At 67.0% G+C, this 20,269-nt stretch carries 17 protein-coding genes; 5 read left to right on the top strand and 12 right to left on the bottom strand.

The annotated features are described in order from the left end of the window. Positions 1 to 37: 37 nt before the first annotated feature. A complete protein-coding gene (locus tag EJI00_RS16670) occupies positions 38 to 1,045 on the top strand; it encodes a tripartite tricarboxylate transporter substrate-binding protein (protein ID WP_126748616.1) in 1,008 nt (335 codons plus the stop codon). 45 nt (positions 1,046 to 1,090) lie between these two features. On the opposite strand, the gene EJI00_RS16665 is transcribed toward EJI00_RS16670, so the two are convergent. The 11 genes from EJI00_RS16665 to EJI00_RS16615 form a co-directional block, all read right to left on the bottom strand. Next, positions 1,091 to 3,340: a xanthine dehydrogenase family protein molybdopterin-binding subunit gene (locus EJI00_RS16665; protein ID WP_126748615.1), complete on the bottom strand. Its 2,250-nt coding sequence runs from the start codon at positions 3,338 to 3,340 to the stop codon at positions 1,091 to 1,093. A gap of 13 nt (positions 3,341 to 3,353) precedes the next feature. Further along, positions 3,354 to 3,827 carry a (2Fe-2S)-binding protein gene (locus tag EJI00_RS16660; protein ID WP_126748614.1) on the bottom strand — a complete coding sequence of 158 codons (474 nt, stop codon included), beginning with the start codon at positions 3,825 to 3,827 and terminating at the stop codon, positions 3,354 to 3,356. Positions 3,828 to 3,866: 39 nt separating this feature from the next. Beyond that, positions 3,867 to 4,244 (bottom strand): c-type cytochrome, encoded by a 378-nt coding sequence (locus EJI00_RS16655; RefSeq protein ID WP_126748613.1) that lies wholly within the window; start codon positions 4,242 to 4,244, stop codon positions 3,867 to 3,869. Positions 4,245 to 4,440: 196 nt separating this feature from the next. After that, the gene (locus EJI00_RS16650) at positions 4,441 to 5,919 is read right to left on the bottom strand and encodes an NAD-dependent succinate-semialdehyde dehydrogenase (protein ID WP_126748612.1); all 1,479 of its coding nucleotides are present in this window, start codon (positions 5,917 to 5,919) and stop codon (positions 4,441 to 4,443) included. Between the two features lie 39 nt (positions 5,920 to 5,958). Further along, a complete protein-coding gene (locus tag EJI00_RS16645) occupies positions 5,959 to 7,047 on the bottom strand; it encodes a tartrate dehydrogenase (RefSeq protein WP_126748611.1) in 1,089 nt (362 codons plus the stop codon). Further along, complete coding sequence (locus EJI00_RS16640; protein ID WP_126748610.1) at positions 7,044 to 8,693, bottom strand: ABC transporter ATP-binding protein; 1,650 nt, start codon at positions 8,691 to 8,693, stop codon at positions 7,044 to 7,046. The genes EJI00_RS16645 and EJI00_RS16640 overlap by 4 nt, the downstream gene beginning before the upstream one ends. Continuing rightward, positions 8,693 to 9,598 carry an ABC transporter permease gene (locus EJI00_RS16635; protein ID WP_126748609.1) on the bottom strand — a complete coding sequence of 302 codons (906 nt, stop codon included), beginning with the start codon at positions 9,596 to 9,598 and terminating at the stop codon, positions 8,693 to 8,695. Before EJI00_RS16635 ends, EJI00_RS16640 begins: the two co-directional genes overlap by 1 nt. Positions 9,599 to 9,612: 14 nt before the next feature. Further along, entirely contained in the window at positions 9,613 to 10,569 is a 957-nt protein-coding gene (locus EJI00_RS16630; RefSeq protein ID WP_126748608.1) for an ABC transporter permease, read from the bottom strand. Between the two features lie 34 nt (positions 10,570 to 10,603). Continuing rightward, entirely contained in the window at positions 10,604 to 12,226 is a 1,623-nt protein-coding gene (locus EJI00_RS16625; protein ID WP_126748607.1) for an ABC transporter substrate-binding protein, read from the bottom strand. Positions 12,227 to 12,309: 83 nt separating this feature from the next. Continuing rightward, on the bottom strand, positions 12,310 to 13,602 hold the full coding sequence (locus EJI00_RS16620) for an NAD(P)/FAD-dependent oxidoreductase (RefSeq protein ID WP_126748606.1): 1,293 nt from the start codon (positions 13,600 to 13,602) through the stop codon (positions 12,310 to 12,312). Positions 13,603 to 13,629: 27 nt separating this feature from the next. Next, entirely contained in the window at positions 13,630 to 14,295 is a 666-nt protein-coding gene (locus tag EJI00_RS16615) for a haloacid dehalogenase type II (RefSeq protein WP_126748605.1), read from the bottom strand. A gap of 462 nt (positions 14,296 to 14,757) precedes the next feature. On the opposite strand from EJI00_RS16615, the gene EJI00_RS16610 reads away from it, so the two are divergent. The 4 genes from EJI00_RS16610 to EJI00_RS16595 all read left to right on the top strand — a co-directional run bounded on the left by EJI00_RS16610 (position 14,758) and on the right by EJI00_RS16595 (position 19,007). Next, on the top strand, positions 14,758 to 15,636 hold the full coding sequence (locus EJI00_RS16610) for a GNAT family N-acetyltransferase (RefSeq protein ID WP_126748604.1): 879 nt from the start codon (positions 14,758 to 14,760) through the stop codon (positions 15,634 to 15,636). 312 nt (positions 15,637 to 15,948) lie between these two features. Next, the gene (locus tag EJI00_RS16605) at positions 15,949 to 16,881 is read left to right on the top strand and encodes a 2-hydroxyacid dehydrogenase (protein WP_126748603.1); all 933 of its coding nucleotides are present in this window, start codon (positions 15,949 to 15,951) and stop codon (positions 16,879 to 16,881) included. 158 nt (positions 16,882 to 17,039) lie between these two features. Next, the gene (locus EJI00_RS16600; RefSeq protein ID WP_126748602.1) at positions 17,040 to 18,443 is read left to right on the top strand and encodes an aspartate aminotransferase family protein; all 1,404 of its coding nucleotides are present in this window, start codon (positions 17,040 to 17,042) and stop codon (positions 18,441 to 18,443) included. A gap of 69 nt (positions 18,444 to 18,512) precedes the next feature. After that, positions 18,513 to 19,007, top strand: a complete 495-nt coding sequence (locus tag EJI00_RS16595) for an Lrp/AsnC family transcriptional regulator (RefSeq protein WP_015865681.1) — start codon at positions 18,513 to 18,515, stop codon at positions 19,005 to 19,007. Positions 19,008 to 19,040: 33 nt separating this feature from the next. Here the strand turns inward: EJI00_RS16595 and EJI00_RS16590 are convergent, their stop codons facing one another. Then, positions 19,041 to 19,739, bottom strand: a complete 699-nt coding sequence (locus tag EJI00_RS16590) for an HAD-IA family hydrolase (protein WP_126748601.1) — start codon at positions 19,737 to 19,739, stop codon at positions 19,041 to 19,043. Between the last annotated feature and the right edge of the window lie 530 nt (positions 19,740 to 20,269).

Here is a 20,269-nt window from a genome sequence, read left to right as displayed (position 1 = left end):
GGATATTCCAGATCAATAACCTCAAGGAGACAACGAAGTGAAAGCAACGAAGAATTGGAAAACACGGGCTGTGCTGGCGGCATCGCTGGGCGCTTGCCTGCTGGCCGTTCAAGCGCCGGCAACGGCGCAGCAGGCACCCTGGCCCGACAAGCCCATCACCATGGTCGTGCCGTATTCGGCCGGCGGCCCCACCGACGTGGTGGCGCGCATGCTCGCGATTCCCATGGGCAAGTCGCTCGGGCAGACCGTCATCGTCGAGAACACCGTGGGCGCGGGCGGCACCATCGCGCCTGGGCGCGTGGCCAAGGCGGCGCCCAACGGCTACACCATCCTGATTCATCACATGGGCATGGCGACCGCGCCCGCGCTCTACAAGAAGCTCAGCTACGACCCGCTGAAAGACTTCGAATACGTCGGCCAGGTGATGGACGTGCCGATGACGCTGCTTTCGCGCAAGGACTTTCCGGCCAACAATTTTCAGGAGTTGCTGGCCTACGTGAAGGCGAACAAGGACAAGGTCACGCTCGCCAACGCCGGCATCGGCGCCGTGTCGCAGCTGTGCGGCATGCTCTTTGCCCACCAGATCGGCGTGCAGCTCACCACCGTGCCATACAAAGGCGCCGGCCCCGCGCTCAACGATGTAATGGGCGGGCAGGTCGACCTGGTGTGCGACCAGACCACGCAGACCGCGCCGGTCATCAAGGACGGCAACCGCGTCAAGGTGTTCGGCGTGACCACGCCCAAGCGGCTGTCGAGCATGCCCAACATCCCGACGCTCGACGAGCAGGGCCTGAAGGGCTTCGACGTGAAGGTGTGGCACGGCATCTATGCGCCCAAGGGCACGCCGCCAGCGGTGATGCAAAAACTCAACACGGCGCTGCGCGCCGCGCTGCAGGACGACATGGTCAAGCACCGCTTCGCCGAACTGAGCACCGAGGCCGTGCCGATGGACAAGGTCACGCCCGAAGCCCTGCGCACCCATCTCGCGGCCGAGACCGAGAAGTGGGGCAAGGTGATTCGCGCGGCGGGCGTGCAGGCGGATTGACGAAGGATTGACCGGCACTGGCGGGGCAGGCCGGCCCCGCAACGTTCACGCCAGGTTGAAAGGCATCTGGCGCAGCGGCTTGCCCGTGAGCCGCGCAAGGGCGTTGGCGAATGCCGGCGCCAGCGGCGGCAGACCGGGCTCGCCAATGCCGGTGGGCGCTTCGGCGCTCGGCACCACGTGCACATCGAACTCCGGCATGTGGGTGATGCGGGCCACGGCAAAGTCGCCGAAGTTGCTCTGCTGCACTTCGCCGTCCTTCAGCGTGATGGCGCCGCCCGGCAGGCACATCGACAGGCCCATGACCGCGGCGCCCTGCACCTGCGCCTCGACGCTGCGCGGATTCACCGCCAGGTTGCAATGCACGCCAGCGGTCGCGCGGTGCAGCACCGGCTGGCCGTCCTTGACCGAAGCTTCCACCACATAGGCCACCACGGACTGGAAGGACTCGTGCACCGCCACGCCCCAGGCGCGGCCCTGTGCCAGCTGCTTCTTGCCGTAGCCGCTCTTGTCGACCGCCAGCTGCAGCGCGGCGCGATGTCGCGGATGCTTGTCTCCGAAGAGCTGCATGCGGTAGGCCACCGGGTCCTGCTTTGTGCTGTGTGCGATTTCGTCGATGAGCGTTTCCATCACAAAGGCGGTGTGCGTGGAACCCACGCTGCGCCACCACAGCACTGGCACGTTCACCTTGGGATGGTGCACGGTCAGGCGCATCGGCAGCGGATACGGCTCGCGCATGCCCTCGGTGGCCGAGGCGTCGATGCCGTCCTTGACCTGGAAGGACTCGAACACCGTTCCCGTGAGGATCGACTGGCCGACGATGACGTGGTCCCACGCCAGCACCTTGCCGCGCTCGTCGAAGCCGATGCGTGCGCGGTGCAGATGCATGGGGCGATAATAGCCGCCCTTGATGTCGTCCTCGCGGCTCCACAGCAGGCGCACCGGCGCAGTCAGGCCCGCGGTACGCGCGGCCTTGGCGATCTGGCAGGCCTCGACCACGTAGTCGCTCGAGCCCACGAAGCGCCGGCCGAAGCCGCCGCCCGCCATTTGCACATGCACGCTCACCTGCTCGGGCTTGAGGCCCAGCACACGTGCCGCCGCGACGGCGTCCAGCCCGGCGCTCTGCGTGCCGACCCAGAGGTCGGCGCGGTCGGCCGACAGCTTCACGGTGCAGTTCAGCGGCTCCATGGGCGCATGGGCCAGGTAGGGGAACACGAATTCGGCTTCGAGCTGCCTGGGCGCCTTGGCGAGTGGTGCCATGTCGGCGTCGAACTTGCGCGGGCCGGGCTTGGCGGCCAGTTCGCGGTACTGCACCAGCTGCTTTTCGCTGTCGACCTTCTCGACGGCGGAGGTGTCCCACTGCAGCTTCAGTGCATCGCGGCCCATCTTGGCCGGCCAGTAGCCGTCAGCCACCACGGCCACGCCTTCGGCGCCGCGGTCCAGCGGCACGCGCAGCACGGCCTTCACGCCCTTGACCGCGCGCGCTGCGCTGTCGTCCACCGACTTCAGGCGCGCACCGAACACCGGCGGATGGGCCACCACCGCGGTGAGTTGCCCGGGCTGCTTGACGTCGATGCCGAAGTCTTGCCGGCCGCTGCTCTTGGCACGCGCATCCAGCCGCGTGGTGGGCCGGCCGATGATGCGGAAATCCTTCGGGTCTTTCAGCGTGACCTTCTCGGGCACCGGCAGCGCCATGGCGGCTTCGGCCAGTTCGCCGTAGCCCAGCTTGCGTCCGCCCGGGCCCAGCACCGTGCCGGCCTGCGTGCGCAACGTGGTTACGTCGACGTTCCACCTTGCGGCTGCGGCAGACAGCAGCATGGCCCGTGCGCGGGCGCCGAGCTCGCGGTATTGCGTGAAGCTGTTCTTGATGGAGTTGGAGCCGCCGGTCAGATGCATGCCGAACACGGGGTCGTGGTAGGCGGCATCGTTGGTGCCGCTCTTGCTGCGCACCAGGCTCCAGTCGGCATCGAGCTCTTCGGCCAGGATCATCGGCAAGCCCGTTTGCACGCCCTGGCCGAATTCGAGCCGGTTGTGGGTCACGGTGACTTCGCCGTTGGTGGCAATCTGCGCGAAGGCCAGCGGCTGCTGCGTGGGCTTGAGTCCGCCGGCCGGCTTGGCCGCACCGTCGGCTTGCGCCATGGCCATGTGGGGAAACGCGCCGATCGCCAGGCCGCCGACGCCGGCAAGCTTCAGGAAGCTGCGGCGGGGCAGGGCGGCGGCGCCGTCGGGCTGGCTTGCGGCCATCAGGCGCTGCAGGGCGCGCGGCAGTTCGCTCGGATCGATATGGGTGGGCAACATGTAGCGTGCTCCTTCAGGCCAGGGTCTTGGCGGCGTCTGCCACCGCGGCCCGAATGCGGGCGTAGGTGCCGCAGCGGCAGATGTTGCCGGCCATGGCCGAGTCGATTTCGTCGGTGCTCGGCTGCTTGCCGGGCGGGAGCGATTTGATGAAGGCCGTGGCGCTCATGATCTGGCCGCTCTGGCAGTAGCCGCATTGCGCCACGTCGTGCTTGACCCACGCGGCATGCACGGCCGCGCCCACGCGGTCGCTGCCGTCGGTGGCGGCTTCGATGGTGACGATCTTCTTGCCCTCGGCCGCCGAGATGGGCGTGATGCACGAGCGAATGGCCTGGCCGTCCAGGTGCACGGTGCAGGCGCCGCACAGCGCGGCGCCGCAGCCGAACTTGGTGCCGGTCATGCCCAGCGAATCGCGCAGGGCCCAGAGGATGGGGGTGCCGGGGTCGGCGTCGACCGTGTGTTCACGGCCATTGACGTGGAGCGCGCTCATGTTCTTTTCTCCGCAGGTGGGGGTGATGATTTCTTGTGACTACTTGGCGCCGTCGAGCAGCCATTGCGCGAGCAACTGTGCGTCCGCATCGGGAACCTGTGCTTGCGCGGGCATCGGCATCGGTCCCCACTTTCCGGAGCTGCCGGCCTTGATGCTGGCGGCCAGCTGCGCCGCTGTTCCCTTGCCGTCGCCGTACTTTGCGCCAATGTCTTTCCAGGAGGGTCCCACTACTTTTGCCGTGGCCTGATGGCATGCAACGCATGCGTACTTTTGGGCCAATGCCTGGCTGGCCGCGGCAGGCGCGGGCCAGGCAATGCTTGCGGCAATGCACGGCGCAGCCACGAGCGAAGCCAGCAAGGCGCGCGGAATGGTGGTGGTGCGGCCAGGGCCGCGTTGCGGTTTCCGGTCTTCGTTCATTTCTCTTCAGGCCCCTTGTGTTGCGGCGCTCATCGTGTGATGCGCGACTGTAGAGACGAGGGTCTGAAAGAGATAGTGGCCAATGCAGCATGCCTTTTGAAGCGGTGCTTCAAAATACAAGGCCGAATCACCGGGGCCCGAAAGGCCCCCAAGGGTCAATCCCGCAGGTGCTCCGAGGCCACCCGCGGGAGCACGCTCAAAGGCCGCCCTGGCACAGGTACTTGGTGTGCATGTAGTCGTCCAACCCGTGCACCGAGCCCTCGCGTCCGTAGCCTGACTCCTTCACGCCGCCGAAGGGCGCGGCCTCGGCGGCGAGCGCGCCTTCGTTGATGCCGACGATGCCGGACTCCAGCGCGTCGGCCACGCGCGAGATGCGGCGCACGTCGTTCGAATAGAAGTAGGCGGCCAGGCCGAAAGGCGTGTCGTTGGCGGCGGCCACCACTTCGGCTTCGGTTTCGAAGCGCGTGACCGGCACCACGGGCCCGAAGGTTTCTTCGCAGCTGCACTCCATGGACGAATCGGCGTTCACCAGCACGGTGGGTGCGTAGTAGTTGGGGCCGTTGCAGCGCGCGGAACGCAGGCGCTCGCCGCCCACCACGATGCGCGCACCGCGGGACACGGCGTCGCGCACATGGCGCTCGATCTTCTCGACCGCGCGGGCGTTGATCATCGGGCCGATCTGCGAATCGGGCTCTGTGGCCGGGCCGACCTTGAGCGCGCCCACGCGTGCTGCCAGCTTGTCGACGAAGGCGTCGTGCACCTTCGACTGCACGAACACGCGGTTCGGGCACACGCAGGTCTGGCCGCCGTTGCGGAACTTGGCGGCCATCAGGCCTTCCACCGCGGCATCGATGTCGGCGTCTTCGAACACGATGAAGGGCGCGTTGCCGCCGAGTTCGAGCGACAGCTTCTTCAGCGTGTCGGCCGAGGCACGCGCCAGGTGCTTGCCCACCGGCGTGGAGCCGGTGAAGCTGATCTTGCGCACACGCGCATCGGCGAGCCACACATCGACCACCTCGGGCGTGCGTTCGCGCGAAGCGGTCACGATGTTGAGCACGCCCGCCGGCACGCCCGCTTCCTCGGCCAGCTTCACGAGCGCGAGCGAAGTCAGCGGCGTGTCCTCGGCCGGCTTGCACACCACGGTGCAGCCTGCGGCCAGCGCGGGCGCGATCTTGCGGGCGATCATCGCGGCCGGAAAATTCCAGGGCGTGATCGCGGCGACCACGCCCACCGGTTCCTTCACGGCGAGCATGCGGCGGCCCGTGACCGGCGCGGGAATCACGTCGCCGTTGGCGCGCGTGGCCTCTTCGGCGAACCACTCGACGTAGCTGGCCGCATAGGCCACTTCGCCGCGGCCCTCGGCGAGCGGCTTGCCCTGCTCGCGCGAGATGAGGCGGCCCAGGTCTTCCTGGTGCGCCAGCATGAGGTCGTTCCAGCGCTTGAGGATCTGTGCGCGCTGCTTGGCGGGCACGGCGCGCCACGTGGGGAAGGCTGCGTGGGCGGCAGCCACCGCAGCGCGCGCATCGGCGGCGGTTCCGTCGGGCACGCTTGCAAAGACGCCATCGGTGGCGGGGTCGGTCACGTCGAGGCGGCGCGCATCGCTGGCTTCGCGCCATTCGGAGCCGATGAGTTGGCGGCCCGGCAGCAGGTCTTGGCGTTGGAGGGTGAGTGGCATGGTCTGAAAATTTCTTGAGAGGTTTTGGCGGGTCGGACTTCAGGCCGCGGACACGCGCTCGGCAATGGCCATGCCCAGCTCCGTGGTCGAGGCCGTGCCGCCCAGGTCGCGGGTGCGCGGTCCGTCGCGCAGCACCGCCTCGATGGCACCGAGGATGGCGTCGTGCGCGGCGCGGCCAACGCCCTGGCCCTGGGTGAGGAAGTCGAGCATCAGCGCGCCCGACCAGATCATTGCGATCGGGTTGGCGATGTTCTGGCCGTAGATGTCGGGCGCCGAGCCGTGCACCGGCTCGAAGAGCGACGGAAACTTGCGGTCGGGGTTGAGGTTGGCCGACGGCGCAAGGCCGATGGTGCCGGTGGTGGCCGGGCCGAGGTCGGAGAGGATGTCGCCGAACAGGTTGCTCGCCACCACTACGTCGAAGCGCGTGGGCTGCAGCACGAAGCGCGCCGAGAGAATGTCGATGTGCTGCTTGTCGACCGTCACGTCGGGGTAGTCGCGGCCGATGGCATCGGCGCGGCCGTCCCACCACGGCATGCTGATCGCGATGCCGTTGCTCTTGGTGGCCACCGTGAGGTGCTTGCGCGCACGGCTTTCGGCAAGCTCGTAGGCGTAGCGCAGCACGCGGTCGGTGCCGTGGCGCGAAAACACCGATTCCTGAATCACGATCTCGCGTTCGGTGCCTTCGTACATCACGCCGCCGAGCGAGGTGTATTCGCCCTCGGTGTTCTCGCGCACCACGAAGTAGTCGATGTCGCCGGGCTTGCGGCCGGCCAGCGGGCAGGGCACGCCTTCGAACAGGCGCACCGGGCGCAGGTTGATGTACTGGTCGAACTCGCGGCGGAACTTCAGCAGCGACCCCCAGAGCGAGACGTGGTCCGGCACCGTCTCGGGCCAGCCGACGGCGCCGAAGTACAGGGCGTCCACGCCCCGCAGCTGCTCTTTCCAGTCGTCCGGCATCATCTGGCCGTGCTCGGCGTAGTAGTCGCAGCTGGCCCAGTCGATGGTGCGGCAGTCGAGCTCGAAACCGAAGCGCTCGGCGGCAGCCAGCACCACGCGCAGGCCCTCGGGCATCACTTCCTTGCCGATGCCGTCGCCGGCGATCAGCGCAATCCGGAACGTGGGGGTCATGCGTGTATCTCCCTGGTGGAATGGGCTGCTGCCGCGGCCGCTTGGTCCATGTCGTCGAGCCAGCCGCGGCGCAGCTCGGGCACCGACCGCGCGAGCAGCTGGTAGTAGGGGTGGTGCGGCCCGCGGTCGTAGTCGGCGCGCGCCACTTGCGAGAGCTTGCGGCCGTGCTGCATGACCACGATCTCGTCGCACACCGAGCGCACGGTGTGCAGGTCGTGGCTGATGAAGAGGTAGGACACGCCGAGTTCGCGCCGCAGTTCGGCCATGAGGTCGAGCACCGCCGCGGCCACCACGGTGTCCAGCGCCGAGGTCACTTCGTCGCACAGGATGAGGTCGGGCTCGGCTGCCAGCGCACGTGCCAGGTTCACGCGCTGCTTCTGCCCGCCCGAGAGTCCACCCGGCAGCCGGTCGGCCACCGTGCGCGGCAGCTTCACCAGGTCGAGCAGCTCGAAGATGCGCTGCTTGAGCGGCTCGCCGCGCAAGCCCTTGTAGAACTGCAGCGGCCGCGCCAGGATGCGCCAGATGGTCTGCGAGGGGTTCAATGCCGTATCGGCCATCTGGAAGACGATCTGGATGCGGCGCAGCTCCTCTGGCGTGCGCTGCTGCAGCGTGGGCTTGAGCGCATGGCCGTCGAACGTGATGCTGCCATGGCAGGGCTTGAGCAGGCCCGCGACGGCGCGCGCGAGCGTGGTCTTGCCCGAGCCCGATTCGCCGATCACGCCGATGGCCTGCCCGCGGTAGAGCTTGAGGCTGATGTCCTCGAGGATGAGCTTGGCCGGCTGGCCCTTCGAGTCCACCGCGCCGTAGCCGCACGAAAGCTGGTTCACGTGAAGCAGCAGCGCCGAATCGCCCGATGCCTGGCCCGAGGCGCGTACCGCGGGCCGCGCCGCCGCCAGCAGGCTCTTTGTGTAGTCGTCCACCGGGGCGGAAAGAATCTGCTCCGTGGCGTTCAGCTCGCTCATCTTGCCGTTGCGCAGCACCAGGATGTGGTCAGCCATTTGCGCCACCACGGCCAGGTCGTGGCTCACGTACACGGCGGTGGCGCGCCGCTCGCGCACCACGCGGCGAAAGGCGCGCAGCACTTCGATCTGCGTGGTCACGTCGAGCGCCGTGGTCGGCTCGTCGAGGATCACCAGGTCGGGGTCGCCGATCAGCGCCATCGCCGCCATCAGCCGCTGCAGCTGGCCGCCGGAGACCTGGTGCGGATAGCGTGCGCCGATGTTTTCGGGATCGGGCAGCGCCAGTTCGCGGAACAGCTGGACCGCTTTCGCTTCGGCCTCGGCCCGCTTGCACAGGCCGTGGATGACGGTCGGCTCGACCACCTGGTCCATGATCGTGCGCGAGGGATTGAACGACGCGGCCGCGCTCTGCGCAATGTAGGAGACCGTGCGGCCGCGCAGCGAGCGCTGCCGCGCGGCATCGAGTGCCAGCACGTCGGTGTCGCCGATCTGCACCCGGCCGGCCGAGATGCGGCAGCCGCTGCGCGCATAGCCCATGAGCGCGAGCGCGGTGGTGGTCTTGCCGGAACCCGACTCGCCGATCAGCGCCAGTACTTCGCCCGGCTGCACCGAGAAGCTCAGGTTGTCGACCAGCGTGCTGTTGCCCGCCACGATGTGCAGGCCCTGGACAGTGAGTGGTGCGCCCATCAGCGTGCTCCTCTTTCGCGCGCGGCACGGCCGGGCAGGTTGTCGATGACCAGGTTGACTGCAATCGTCAGGCTTGCAATGGCCAGCGCCGGCACGATCACCGAGGCGCCGCCCATGGCCAGCGCCCCGATGTTCTCGCGCACCAGCGAGCCCCAGTCGGCCGCGGGCGGCTGGATGCCAAGGCCCAGGAAGCTCAGGCTCGCCAGCAGCAGCACCACGTAGACAAAGCGCAGGCCCAGGTCGGCCAGCATCGGGCCCAGGATGTTGGGCAGGATCTCGCGCAGCATGATGTAGAGCGTGCCTTCGCCGCGCGTGCGGGCCACGGTCACGTAGTCGAGCGCGTTGATGTTCACGGCCAGCGAGCGCGCCATGCGATAGGCGCCCGGCACGTAGATGATGGCCGCCGTGATCACCAGCATCGGCACTGCGGAGCCGAAACCCGCCACCATGATGAGCGCGAACATCTTGCTCGGGATTGCCGTCAGCGTGTCCAGCCCGCGGCTCAGCACCGCGTCGATCCAGCGGCCGCTGGCCGCGGCCAGCAGCGCCAGCACGGTGCCGGTTCCACTGGCCAGCAGCGTGGCCAGGAGCGCAACGCCGATGGTGTAGCGCGCGCCCTCGATGATCAGCGCCAGCATGTCGCGGCCGAGGTAGTCGGTGCCCAGCCAGTGTTTCGGGCTGATCGGCTCGAAGACGTTCGAGGTGCCCGCGGCCGCCGTGCCGTGCGAGAGCATCCAGGGGCCGAGCAGCGCCGCGAGCAGCCAGAACAGCAGCACCGCAAGGCCTAGCAGGCCGGACGGGCCGAAGCCCGCGAGCCAGCGCAGCGGGCCACCGCGGCGCTTTTGCGGCGCTGGCGCCACCAGGGCCGCAGCGCTCACCACCGTTGAGGATGTGGAGGTTTCCATGAAGCTTCCTTCCTTCAGCGGTGCCGCAGGCGCGGGTTGGCGAGAATGCCGCAGATGTCGGCGGTCGTCACCAGGATCAGATAGGCGCAGCAGAAGATCATGGCGCAGGTCTGCACCAGCGGCATGTCGCGCTGCGAGACGCCATCGACCATCAGCTTGGCGATGCCCGGGTAGTTGAAGATGGTCTCGACGATGATCACGCCGCCCAGCAGGTACGACAGGCTCAACGCCACGGCGTTGGCAATCGGCCCCACCGCATTGGGCAGTGCGTGCGCCAGCACCATGCGCATGGGCGAGGCGCCCTTGAGGCGCACCATCTCGATGTACGGCGCCTCCAGCTGGTCGATGACCGCGGCGCGCGTCATGCGCATCATCTGCGCGACGATCACGCAGCACAGCACCAGCACCGGCATGGCGAAGGCGCGCAGCAGCTGGCCCAGCGAATCGATGTCGCTGACGAAGGAGAGCGCCGGCAGCCAGCGCAGCTGCACCGCAAACACCAGCACCGCCAGAGTTGCCACCAGGAACTCCGGCACCGACACCACGCCCACCGCCGTCGTCGACGCGGCGCGGTCGAACCACGAGCCGCGCCACACTGCGGAGGCGATGCCCAGCGCGAGCGCAATCGGCACCGAGAACAGCGCCGTGACGGCGGCCAGCAGCAGCGAGTTGGGCAGGCGGCTCGCCACCAGCTCGGCCACCGGCATCTGCGTGGTCGCCGAGCGGCCGGGGTCGCCCTTGAGCATGCCGACGAGCCACTTGGCATAGCGCTCGGGCGCGGGCACGTCCAGGCCCATCTGGGCGCGCAGCGCGGCCACGGCTTCGGGCGTGGCGTCCTGGCCGAGCTGCTCCTGCGCGGCATCGCCGGGCAGCACCGCGGTGATCGAGAACACGACCACCGACACCGCCAGCAGCGACAGCAGCGCCAGCGCGATGCGCTGGGCCAGAAGCTTCAGGATCACATGGTTCATGTCGATGCTCCCGGAGACGAGGCGGGCGGACGCCTCATGTCTCCAGCCATACGTTCTCGGCAAAGTTGTAGCCCATCAGGCCGCCCAGCGGAATGGGCGACAGGCCCTTGAGCTTGGAAGTGTGGCCGTCCAGGCTCGAAAGGAACAACGGGATGCCGATGCCGGCGTCCTGGTGAATCATGGTCTGCATGTCGGCATACATCTGCTTGCGCTTGGCCAGGTCGGTCTCGGCGCGCGAGGCCACAAGCAGCTGGTCGAACTTCTCGCTCTTCCAGCGCGACTCGTTCCACGCCGCACCCGACTGGAAGAACTGCGTCAGCAGCACGTCGGCGCTCGGGCGCGGGTTCACGTTGCCAAAGCCCACATGGCTGTTGAGCCAGTGGTTCGACCAGTAGCCGTCGGCCGGCATGCGCTTGATGTCGATCTCCAGCCCCGCGCGCTGCGCCGTCTGCTGCAGCAACAGGGCCATCTCCACCGAGTACAGCGCCGCCGGCGAGGCCACCATCGGCACTTTGCCGGTAATGCCGGCCTTCTGCAGGTGGAACTTCGCCTTGTCCAGATCGAACGGGCGCTGCGGCAGGCCGGCGAAGTAGAAGCGGTTGGTCGGATCGACGGGCTGGTCGTTGGCGACCACCGCGTAGTCGAGCGCAATGGTCTTCTTCATCTGCTCGCGGTCGAACAGGTGCTTCATGCCGAGCACGAAGTCCGGGTTGGCGCCGGGGCCCACGTCCTTGCGCATCACCAGGTCGGAATACTGGCCCGATTGGGTCACGAAGATGCCGAAGCCGGGTGTTCCCTTCACGCGCGCCACCGAACGGGGGTTGACCGAGCCGACCAGGTCCATGCCGCCCGAGAGCAGTGCGTTGACGCGTGCGCTCTCGTCGCCGATGCCCACGAACTCGATCTCGTCAAGGTAGGGCTTGCCGGGCTTCCAGTAGGCGTCGTTGCGCACCATCAGCGAGCGCACGCCGGGCTTGAATTCCTTGAGCTTGTAGGGACCGGTGCCGATGCCGGCGTTGAAATCGGAGGTGCCTTCCTTGACGATGTGGAAATGGAAGGTGCCCAGGATCACCGGCAGGTCGGCGTTCGGTGCGCTGAGCACGAAAGTGACCTCGTTGGGGCCGGTGGCCTTGGTGCTCTCGATCTGGTCGGCAAGGATCTTGGCCTTGGAGGCGGTGGCCGGGTCCTTGTGGCGCATCACCGAGAACACCACGTCGGCGGGCGCGAGCGCCTTGCCGTCGTGGAACACCACGCCCTTGCGCAAGGTGAAGACCCAGGTCTTGGCGTCCGTGGTGGTGAAGGATTCGGCCAGCGCGGGTTGCGGCGTAAGGCTGGCATCCAGCGTGGTCAGGCCGTTGTAGATCATGTTGCAGCGCGAGTAGTCGGTCTGGTTCGACTGCTTGGCCGGGTCGAGCGTGTCGGTGGCGGCGGCGGTGGCGCCCGCCACGCGGATGCGGCCACCCTTCCTGGGCGTTTGCGCATGGGCGGACACCGCCATGCCGGCCAGGCTGCCGGCCAGCGTGGCCTGCATGCCACCGGCCATCAGCATCGCCAGGATGTCGCGCCGCGATGCGCCGCGTTTCAGCGATGCCATCACCCGAAGGCTTTCGTCGGGACCGACGAGGTTTTCAAACCTCTTGTTGTTGCTGTCGCTCATGGTGGGGTACTCCTGTGAAGCCGATGACTGATGGTTGAAGAACAAACAAACACGGTACGAAAACGGTGGGCTCGCGCGGGCGCTCAGGCCAGCTTGTCCTTGAGCGAGTAATAGAGGCCCACCGCCGGAAGGAACCAGGGTGGGCCGAAATGACCGGGAATGGCGGGCCAGTCGCGGCCCCGCCATGGGTTGGCGTCGGCGTCGCCGTTCATCACGGCGGCCATGCGCTCGCCCATGTGAACCGACATCTGCGTGCCGTGCCCGCTGTAGCCCATGGCGTAGTAGAGGCCGTTGCGCTCGCCAGCGTGGGGAAGACGGTCTTGCGTCATGTCGACCACGCCGCCCCAGCAATAGTCGAGCCCAACGGCGCCGAGTTGCGGAAAGGTCTGGGCCAGCCCGGCACGCAGGATCTCGCGGCTGGCCATGTCAGATTGGGGGCTGGACACCGAGAAGCGCGCGCGGCCGCCGAACACCAGCCGGTGATCGGCCGTGAGCCGGAAGTAGTGATGGATGTTCGCGACCGTGGTGTAGGTGCGGCGGGCCGCGAGCAGCGCCTGTGCGCGCTCCGCGCCGAGCGGCTCGGTCACGACGATGAAACTGCCGATCGGCACGATACGCCGGCGCAGCCAGCCGAAGCTGCCATAGCCGCCGTGACGGGTGGCGCCCGTGGCCAGCAGCACCTGCTGCGCGGTGACGGTGCCACCGGCGGTGTGCAGGCGGTGCGCATGGCCCTGGCCGAGCCGCTCGATGCGGTTCACCTGCGTGCCGGTGTGAATCTGCGCACCATGGCGCTGCGCGGCCGAAGCCAGGCCCTGGGCGAAGCGCCCCATGTGCATCTGGCCGCTGCGCTTGTAGAGCAGGCCGCCGTGGAAGCGCTCGCTCTGCACCTCGCTGCGCACCTGCGCCGCATCGAGCACTTCGACGTCGGTGTCCACGCCGTCGCCTGCGAGGCGCCGCGCGCTGTTTTCGAGCGCCGCCATCTGGTTGGCGCGCGTGGCGAGCTTGAGCTTGCCGTGGCGCATGAAGTCGCAGTCGATGGCCTCGTCGCGCACCAGCCGCGCCACGGTGTCCACCGCATCGTCGTAGGCGCGGTACCAGGCGCGGGCCTTTTCAATGCCGACCTTGGCCGCCACATCGGCATAGTCCACTGCCAGCCCGTTGTTCACATGGCCGCCATTGCGCCCCGATGCTTCAGCTGCCACGCGCGTGCCGGCCTCCAGCACCGCGACCCGGGCACCGCGCTTGGCGAGCGCCAGCGCCGCCGAAAGGCCCGTGAAGCCGCCGCCCACGATGGCGACATCGACCTGCGCCGGCAGTGCATGCACTGCGGGCGCGAAGGCCGGTGCGGAATCGGTCCAGTAGGAGTCGAGCTTCATGGCGTGGGGCGTTTCAATCTAGAAGGATCAGAGCCCGACGACGCCGGGCAGGCCGCCGATGTCCTTGATCTCGGTGTAGCGGTAGGCCGGGTTGCCCGGTCCGTGGCCGCGATTGACGAACACCTTGTTGACGATGCCGATGTCGTCGGCCGACATCAGGTCGTAGCGCAGGCTGGACGACACGTGCAGCACGTCTTCGGGGTTGCAGCCGAGCGAGTCGAGCATGTATTCGAATGCCTGCAGGCGCGGCTTGTAGGCTTGGGCCTGCTGCGCGGTGTACACGCGGTGGAACGGCGCGCCGAGCATGGCCACGTTCTTCTGGATCTGGTCGTCCGAGGCGTTCGACAGGATGACCAGCGGAATTTCCTTGGCCACCTTGGCAAGGCCCGCGGCCACGTCGTCGTGAGGGCCCCAGGTGGGCACGGCGTCGTAGTACTTCTGCCCGTCGCTGTCGAAGTACTGGATCTTCCATTTCTTGCACAGGCGGCGCACTGCGTTCTTCAGCACCACTTCGTAGGGCTGCCACGCGCCCAGCACTTCATCGAAGCGGTAGGCCGTGAAGTCGGTGACGAACTGCTCCATCTGCTCGGGCTTGATGCGGTCGGCGAAGAGGTCGACGGTCAGCTCCTTCATGCGGAACCGGGTGAGGGTGCCGTAGCAATCGAAGGTCACGTATTTGGGACGGAAAGTCATGGTCTCTGTTCCTGTTCAAGGGTGGCAAATGCGACAAACTCATTACGAAGCGATTGCAGCACGCCCCTGCTCGAGGTATGTAGGGAAAAACGGCGCCTGGCGAAACGAAGCTGCGGTTTGCGGTGCTGGCGACGGCATGGCGTGCGGTGTGCCCTGTGTGCGTGCGGCCATGCACCGTGGTGCGCCGCGGCAAAGCCGATCGGCACGCTTTTGAAGCGCGCATCAGCTTGGAGGATGGAAAGGCGTGCATGGCGTAGGTGGCAAGGAAGTGGCGGTCGATCCTAGGCACGATGGCTCAGCATTTGTGTGCGTATGCAGGCGCTGCGCCGCAGCGAATTGCAAAACCGGGGTGCGCGGCAACCGAAGCTTGCAAGTTGCGAAGCGGGCTGATTTCGGTCTGGTGCGGCGCCGCAATGTCGTCCAAGATGGATGCGCCATTCCGCCGAAACCAGAGTTTTCCCTATGCCTGAACCCATTTCGAACGCACCCGCCATGGACGGCGTGGTGCTCAGACCGATGACGGCCGCCGACCTTCCGCATGCGCATGCGCTCTCGGCCGAACTGCGCTGGCCGCACCGTCCCGCCGATTGGGAGCAGATGTTCTCGCATGCCGAAGGCGTTGCCGCCGAGCGCGACGGCGAACTCATTGCCACGGGCTTGCGCTGGCTATGGGGCAAGACCCACGCCACCATAGGTTTGGTGATCGTCTCGCCCGCCTGCCAGGGCCGCCGCATCGGGCACCGGCTCATGAGCGCGCTGCTCGATGGACTGGACGAGCGCACGGTGCTGCTGCATGCCACCGCGGAAGGGCGGGGGCTTTATGAGCGGCTCGGCTTTGTGCGCACCGGCGAGATGCGGCAGCACCAGGGCCTTGCGCAGCCGGCCCCGCTGATTGCGCTGCAGCCCGGCTGGCGCCTGCGGCCCGCCGGTCTTAACGAATTGCCCGCGCTCCAATCGCTCGACGCAGCGGCTCGAGGCATGCCGCGCGATGCGCTCGTCGCCGAGCTGCTGCAAACAGCCGACGCCTGCGTGGTGCTCGACCACGACAACGAGCCGAAGGGCTTCGCCATGCTGCGGCGCTTTGGCCGCGGCCACTCCATCGGCCCGGTGGTCGCGCCCGATGCCGAGGGTGCGAAGGCGTTGATTGCGCACCTCGCGGGCATGAACGCCGGCAACTTCACACGCATCGATATCGACTTCGACAGCGGCTTGGCCGAATGGCTCGAAAGCATCGGGCTGCTGCGCGTGGATGCGCCGACGACGATGGTGCGGGGTGGGGCGGCTGCTGTGCCTGTGGGCTCGCCTTCTTTGTTTGCCATCGTTACGCAGGCTGTGGGTTAGGTTTTTGAGTCTTCGCGTGGTGTGTTCGGGGCGCGCACCCGCCGACGGGGTGCCTTTCTCCGCGAATGTCCCCCGGCCTGCGGCCTCCTCCTTTATTTCGCTGCGCAAGGTACCCCGCCAGCGGGTGCGTTGCACAGAGCAGTCGTTGATCAGCGGTACACCAGCAGCGCGTCCAGGTGCACAGGGCATCGGGTGCTCCCCGCAGCGAAATAAAGGAGGAGGCGAAGCCGGGGGACATTCGCGGAGGGGAGTGCCCGGTGGCCTTTGCACCAGCCCTGAACAGCAAGCTCAATCAAACGACGCACACAAATCATGAAAACCACCTTCCTCTACAAATCAGACCCCGTACGCGGCCGCCAATGGGCCGAAGTGTTCAGCCAACGCCGCCCCGACATCGACTTCCGCATCTGGCCCGACATAGGCGACCCGGCGCAGGTGTGCTTTCTCGCGGCCTGGGAGCCGCCGAAGGACATTGCCGAACTGTTCCCGAACCTGGAGGTGTTGTTCTCCTCTGGCGCGGGCGTCGACCAGTTCGACTTCACCGCATTGCCCCCGACATTGCCCGTGGTGCGCATGGTCGAGCCCGGCATCGTCAACGGCATGGTCGAGTACGTGACGCATGCGGTGCTCGGGCTGCACCGCGACATGCCGCAGTACCGCCGGCAGCAGCAGGAAGGCCAATGGAAGCCGCTGCCGGTGCGGCCTGCGAGCGAACGGCGCGTAGGTGTGCTGGGACTCGGCTCGCTCGGACAGGCAGTGCTGGCGCAGCTTGTCTCTTTGGGTTTCGACTGCGCCGGCTGGAGCCGCTCGCGGCATGAGGTGCAGGGCGTGCAGTGCCATGCGGGTGCCGACGAGCTGCCCGCGTTTCTTGCGCACACCGACATCCTCGTGTGCCTGCTGCCGCTCACCGATTCGACGCGCGGCTTTCTCGATGCGAAGCTGTTCTCCATGCTGCCCATGGGCGCGGGCCTGGTGCATGTGGGTCGTGGGCCGCATCTGGTCGAGTCCGACTTTCTGGCGGCACTCGCCAGCGGGCAGATCGGCGACGCGGTGCTCGACGTGACCGACCCCGAACCGCTGCCGCCCGCGCATGCCTTCTGGCGCCATCCGCGCATTCAGCTCACGCCCCACATCGCCAGCATGACGCAGCCGCTGAGCGCCGCGCAAGCCGTGCTCGACAACCTGCGCCGCTTCGAAGCCGGAGAGCCCATGGTCGGCCGGGTGGACCGCGCCAAGGGCTACTGAGGACTGTTGAAAGGCCCGCCGCATGATGTGCTGTGGCAAGGCGCATAACCGCAGCGTGCTTTGCGCAGACCCCCCAAAGCAGCACCATGCCATGCGGCACGCCGCCTAAGCTGAGGGCATTCGAAAGCTTCCTTCGCTCTCGCTTAACCCACACCGCCATGACGCATCCCACCGCATTGCCGAACCTCGCCACGCTCGACGCCCTCGACCGCGCCCACCTCATCCACCCCGTCTCGCCATGGCGCACGCACGAGCAGCGCGGCCCCACCGTGCTGGCCTCGGCGCGCGGTGCATGGCTGGCCGATGCGAACGGCCATGAACTGCTCGATGCCTTTGCCGGCCTCTGGTGCGTGAACGTGGGCTACGGCCAGGAGAGCGTGGTGCAGGCTGCGGCCGATCAGATGCGGCGCCTGCCGTACGCCACCGGGTACTTTCACTTCAGCAGCGAGCCGGCCATTCGCCTGGCCGAGAAGCTGGTGCAGATCACGCCCGCCTCGCTGACCCGCGTGTACATGACGCTCGGCGGCTCCGAAGCCGTCGATGCGGCCGTGCGCTTCATCGTGCAGTACTACAACGCCATCGGCAAGCCCTCGAAAAAGCAGTTCATTGCGCTGGAGCGCGGCTACCACGGTTCTTCGTCAACCGGTGCGGGCCTCACGGCCTTGCCGGCCTTTCATCGCGGCTTCGACCTGCCGCTGCCCACGCAGCACTACATTCCGTCGCCCAACCCGTACCGCCACGCTGAAGGGGCTGACCCGCAGGCGCTGATCGCCGCCTCGGTGGCCTCGCTGCGCGCCAAGGTGGCCGAGCTCGGCGCCGAGAACGTGGCCGCATTCTTCTGCGAGCCGATCCAGGGCTCGGGCGGCGTGATCGTGCCGCCGAAGGGCTGGCTCAAGGCCATGCGCGATGCGGCACGCGAGCTCGACATTCTCTTTGTCGTGGACGAAGTCATTACCGGCTTCGGCCGCACCGGCCCCATGTTCGCGTGCGAGGCTGAAGGCGTGGAGCCCGACCTGATGACCATGGCCAAGGGCCTGACCTCGGGCTACGTGCCGATGGGCGCAACCATGATGTCCGAGAAGGTCTACGCCGGCATTGCCGACGGCGCACCCGCTGGCGCCTTGGTGGGCCACGGCGCCACCTACTCGGCCCATCCGGTGAGCGCGGCGGTCGCGCTCGAAGTGCTGCGGCTGTACGAAGAGGGTGGGGTGCTTGCCAACGGCCAGCGCGTGGCGGCCGACTTTGCGGCGGGGCTCGATGCGCTGCGCGCGCATCCGCTGGTGGGCGATTCGCGGCACCGCGGCCTGCTGGGCGCGCTGGAGCTGGTGAGCGACAAGCAGAGCAAGCGCGGCTTCGATGCATCGCTCGGGCTGGCGGACCGCATCTTTGCCGCGGGCTACCGCAACGGCCTGGTGTTCCGCGCCTTCGGCGACAACATCCTGGGCTTTGCGCCGGCGCTCACCTTCACCGAAGACGAGTTCGCCCAGATGTTCGTGCGCCTGAAGAAAACGCTCGACGAGGTGCTGTACGCCGCCGACGTGCGCGCGGCGCTGGCGGGCTGACCGGGAAAGCACTGCCTCAGGGCCCCGCCGGCAAAGCAGAATCGGACTTCTCCGTTTTTCAGGACCGCCATGTCTGAAGCTTTCAAAATCGACCGACTCGACCTGCGCATCCTGGCCCAGCTGCAACAGAACGGGCGCATGACCAATGTCGACCTGGCGGACGCCGTCGGCCTGTCGCCCAGCCCCTGCCTCATTCGCGTGAAGCGGCTCGAGCAGGCCGGCTACATCGCCGGCTATGGCGCGCATTTGCGGCTCGAGAAGCTCGGTGACACGCTCACCGTGTTCACCGAAGTCACGCTGCAAGACCATCACCGCGAAGACTTCGTGCGCTTCGAGGCTGCGATCCGCGAGGTGGACGAGGTGCTCGAATGCCACCTGGTGAGCGGCGGCTACGACTACCTGCTGCGGTTTTTGACGCGTGGCGTCAACCACTACCAGGAAGTGATCGAGGAGCTCCTGGAGCGGAACATCGGCATCTCGAAGTACTTCAGCTACATCGTCATCAAGTCGCCGTTCATCAAGACGCATTGCCCGATCGAGCGGCTGTTTCCACATCCGCGCTGATTGGCGCCAGGGGTAGCTCCCTGGCGTTGGCGCTCAGCGCCCCGCGTCGACCGCATCGGCCAGTTCGGCGAGCGTGCGGAAGTGGTAGTCGGGTTCGGTGCGCTTGGATTCGATGGTTCCGCCGGAGCCCTTTTGCGCGTGGCGCCGCTCGATCCAGCAGGTGGCAATGCCCAGTTCCTTCGAGATGCCGATGTCGTGGTACTGGCTTTGCGCCACGTGCAGGTTGTCGGCCTGCTTGTAGCCCCAGGCGCCTTCGAAGCGGCCGCGGGCGTAGGCGAAGTAGCGCGCATCGGGCTTCTCGCAGAGCGCATCGTCGCAGCTCAGCAGCATGTCGAAGGGCGAGCCGAGTGTCTTGTCGAAGTGGGCAAGCGCCCAGTGCTGCGCGTTGGTCATCGTGACCAGCTTGAAGCGCTTGTGCAGCCGCTTGAGGGCTTCCACTGAATCTGGAAAAGCAGGCCACTGCGCGACCGAATCGCGCAGGCCTTGCGCCAGCGCGTCGGTATCGGGCAGTCCCAACTTGGGCGCAATGGCGTGCCAGCAGCGCTCCAGGTCGTCGGGATACCAGCCGGCGTTGCCGTCGGCACGGGCGCTTCGGTAAGCGGCCAGAAATTCGTCGTCGCTCACGCGCGTATCGGGCACCGCCGAGCGAAGGTAGGCGAGCATGCCTCCCTCGAAGTCGATCAACGTGCCGACGACGTCGAACGTAAGAACCTTGAAATCTTGCAGGGACATGCGAATAGCTCCAATCGGTGCGGACAAGGCAAGAGATGCCGTTCGTCGATGAGCATAGGAGCGCCATCGGCTTTGTCCGAACCGAAGTGGGCCGGTGAATCAGCACGGTATTTCGCAATCGATGCCGTGCCGGCATCTTCTTTCGCAGCGTCGTCCAGACGCTTCCTTTCCTTGACGAAACACTAATTACATCTGGACGCAAGCTTGGGTATCTGGCTGCATTTTTTCCTCGGCCGTGGCGAGATTTGCGTGCGGTTGCCTTTGTCGGTTAGGGCGGTGCGGTGCGTTCCGCCGCTTGCTGACCTGCCTCAAACGAGGTACCCGATGGGGTATGTCACGAGTTAGTACGTCTGTTTACATTGACCCTGCGGAACGGGATCCGGGTCAGTGGAGGCAACTTTTTCAAATGCCTGCCTGGATGCGATCGCAAGAACTTAAGCATTAAGGATGAGGCTGTGAACAAGACTATTCGCGTTTTTTGGAATTCATCTGTCGGCACGCCCCCCGTGCGAGCCGTGACCGACCTTCCG

Source organism: Variovorax sp. DXTD-1, assembly GCF_003984625.1.
Classification (GTDB): Bacteria; Pseudomonadota; Gammaproteobacteria; order Burkholderiales; family Burkholderiaceae_C; genus Variovorax.
Note: the sequence above shows the minus strand (reverse complement) of the source record. Positions and strands in the feature narration are given on the sequence as shown.

What these genes read in the sequence shown, in the direction of transcription:
- EJI00_RS16655 (WP_126748613.1), bottom strand. Translation starts at nt 4,244, where the DNA reads ATGAACGAAGACCGGAAACCGCAACGCGGCCCTGGCCGCACCACCACC.
- EJI00_RS16625 (WP_126748607.1), bottom strand. Translation starts at nt 12,226, where the DNA reads ATGAGCGACAGCAACAACAAGAGGTTTGAAAACCTCGTCGGTCCCGAC.
- EJI00_RS16590 (WP_126748601.1), bottom strand. Translation starts at nt 19,739, where the DNA reads ATGTCCCTGCAAGATTTCAAGGTTCTTACGTTCGACGTCGTCGGCACG.
- EJI00_RS16595 (WP_015865681.1), top strand. Translation starts at nt 18,513, where the DNA reads ATGTCTGAAGCTTTCAAAATCGACCGACTCGACCTGCGCATCCTGGCC.
- EJI00_RS16620 (WP_126748606.1), bottom strand. Translation starts at nt 13,602, where the DNA reads ATGAAGCTCGACTCCTACTGGACCGATTCCGCACCGGCCTTCGCGCCC.
- EJI00_RS16650 (WP_126748612.1), bottom strand. Translation starts at nt 5,919, where the DNA reads ATGCCACTCACCCTCCAACGCCAAGACCTGCTGCCGGGCCGCCAACTC.
- EJI00_RS16645 (WP_126748611.1), bottom strand. Translation starts at nt 7,047, where the DNA reads ATGACCCCCACGTTCCGGATTGCGCTGATCGCCGGCGACGGCATCGGC.
- EJI00_RS16635 (WP_126748609.1), bottom strand. Translation starts at nt 9,598, where the DNA reads ATGGAAACCTCCACATCCTCAACGGTGGTGAGCGCTGCGGCCCTGGTG.
- EJI00_RS16630 (WP_126748608.1), bottom strand. Translation starts at nt 10,569, where the DNA reads ATGAACCATGTGATCCTGAAGCTTCTGGCCCAGCGCATCGCGCTGGCG.
- EJI00_RS16605 (WP_126748603.1), top strand. Translation starts at nt 15,949, where the DNA reads ATGAAAACCACCTTCCTCTACAAATCAGACCCCGTACGCGGCCGCCAA.
- EJI00_RS16615 (WP_126748605.1), bottom strand. Translation starts at nt 14,295, where the DNA reads ATGACTTTCCGTCCCAAATACGTGACCTTCGATTGCTACGGCACCCTC.
- EJI00_RS16640 (WP_126748610.1), bottom strand. Translation starts at nt 8,693, where the DNA reads ATGGGCGCACCACTCACTGTCCAGGGCCTGCACATCGTGGCGGGCAAC.
- EJI00_RS16665 (WP_126748615.1), bottom strand. Translation starts at nt 3,340, where the DNA reads ATGTTGCCCACCCATATCGATCCGAGCGAACTGCCGCGCGCCCTGCAG.
- EJI00_RS16600 (WP_126748602.1), top strand. Translation starts at nt 17,040, where the DNA reads ATGACGCATCCCACCGCATTGCCGAACCTCGCCACGCTCGACGCCCTC.
- EJI00_RS16660 (WP_126748614.1), bottom strand. Translation starts at nt 3,827, where the DNA reads ATGAGCGCGCTCCACGTCAATGGCCGTGAACACACGGTCGACGCCGAC.
- EJI00_RS16610 (WP_126748604.1), top strand. Translation starts at nt 14,758, where the DNA reads ATGCCTGAACCCATTTCGAACGCACCCGCCATGGACGGCGTGGTGCTC.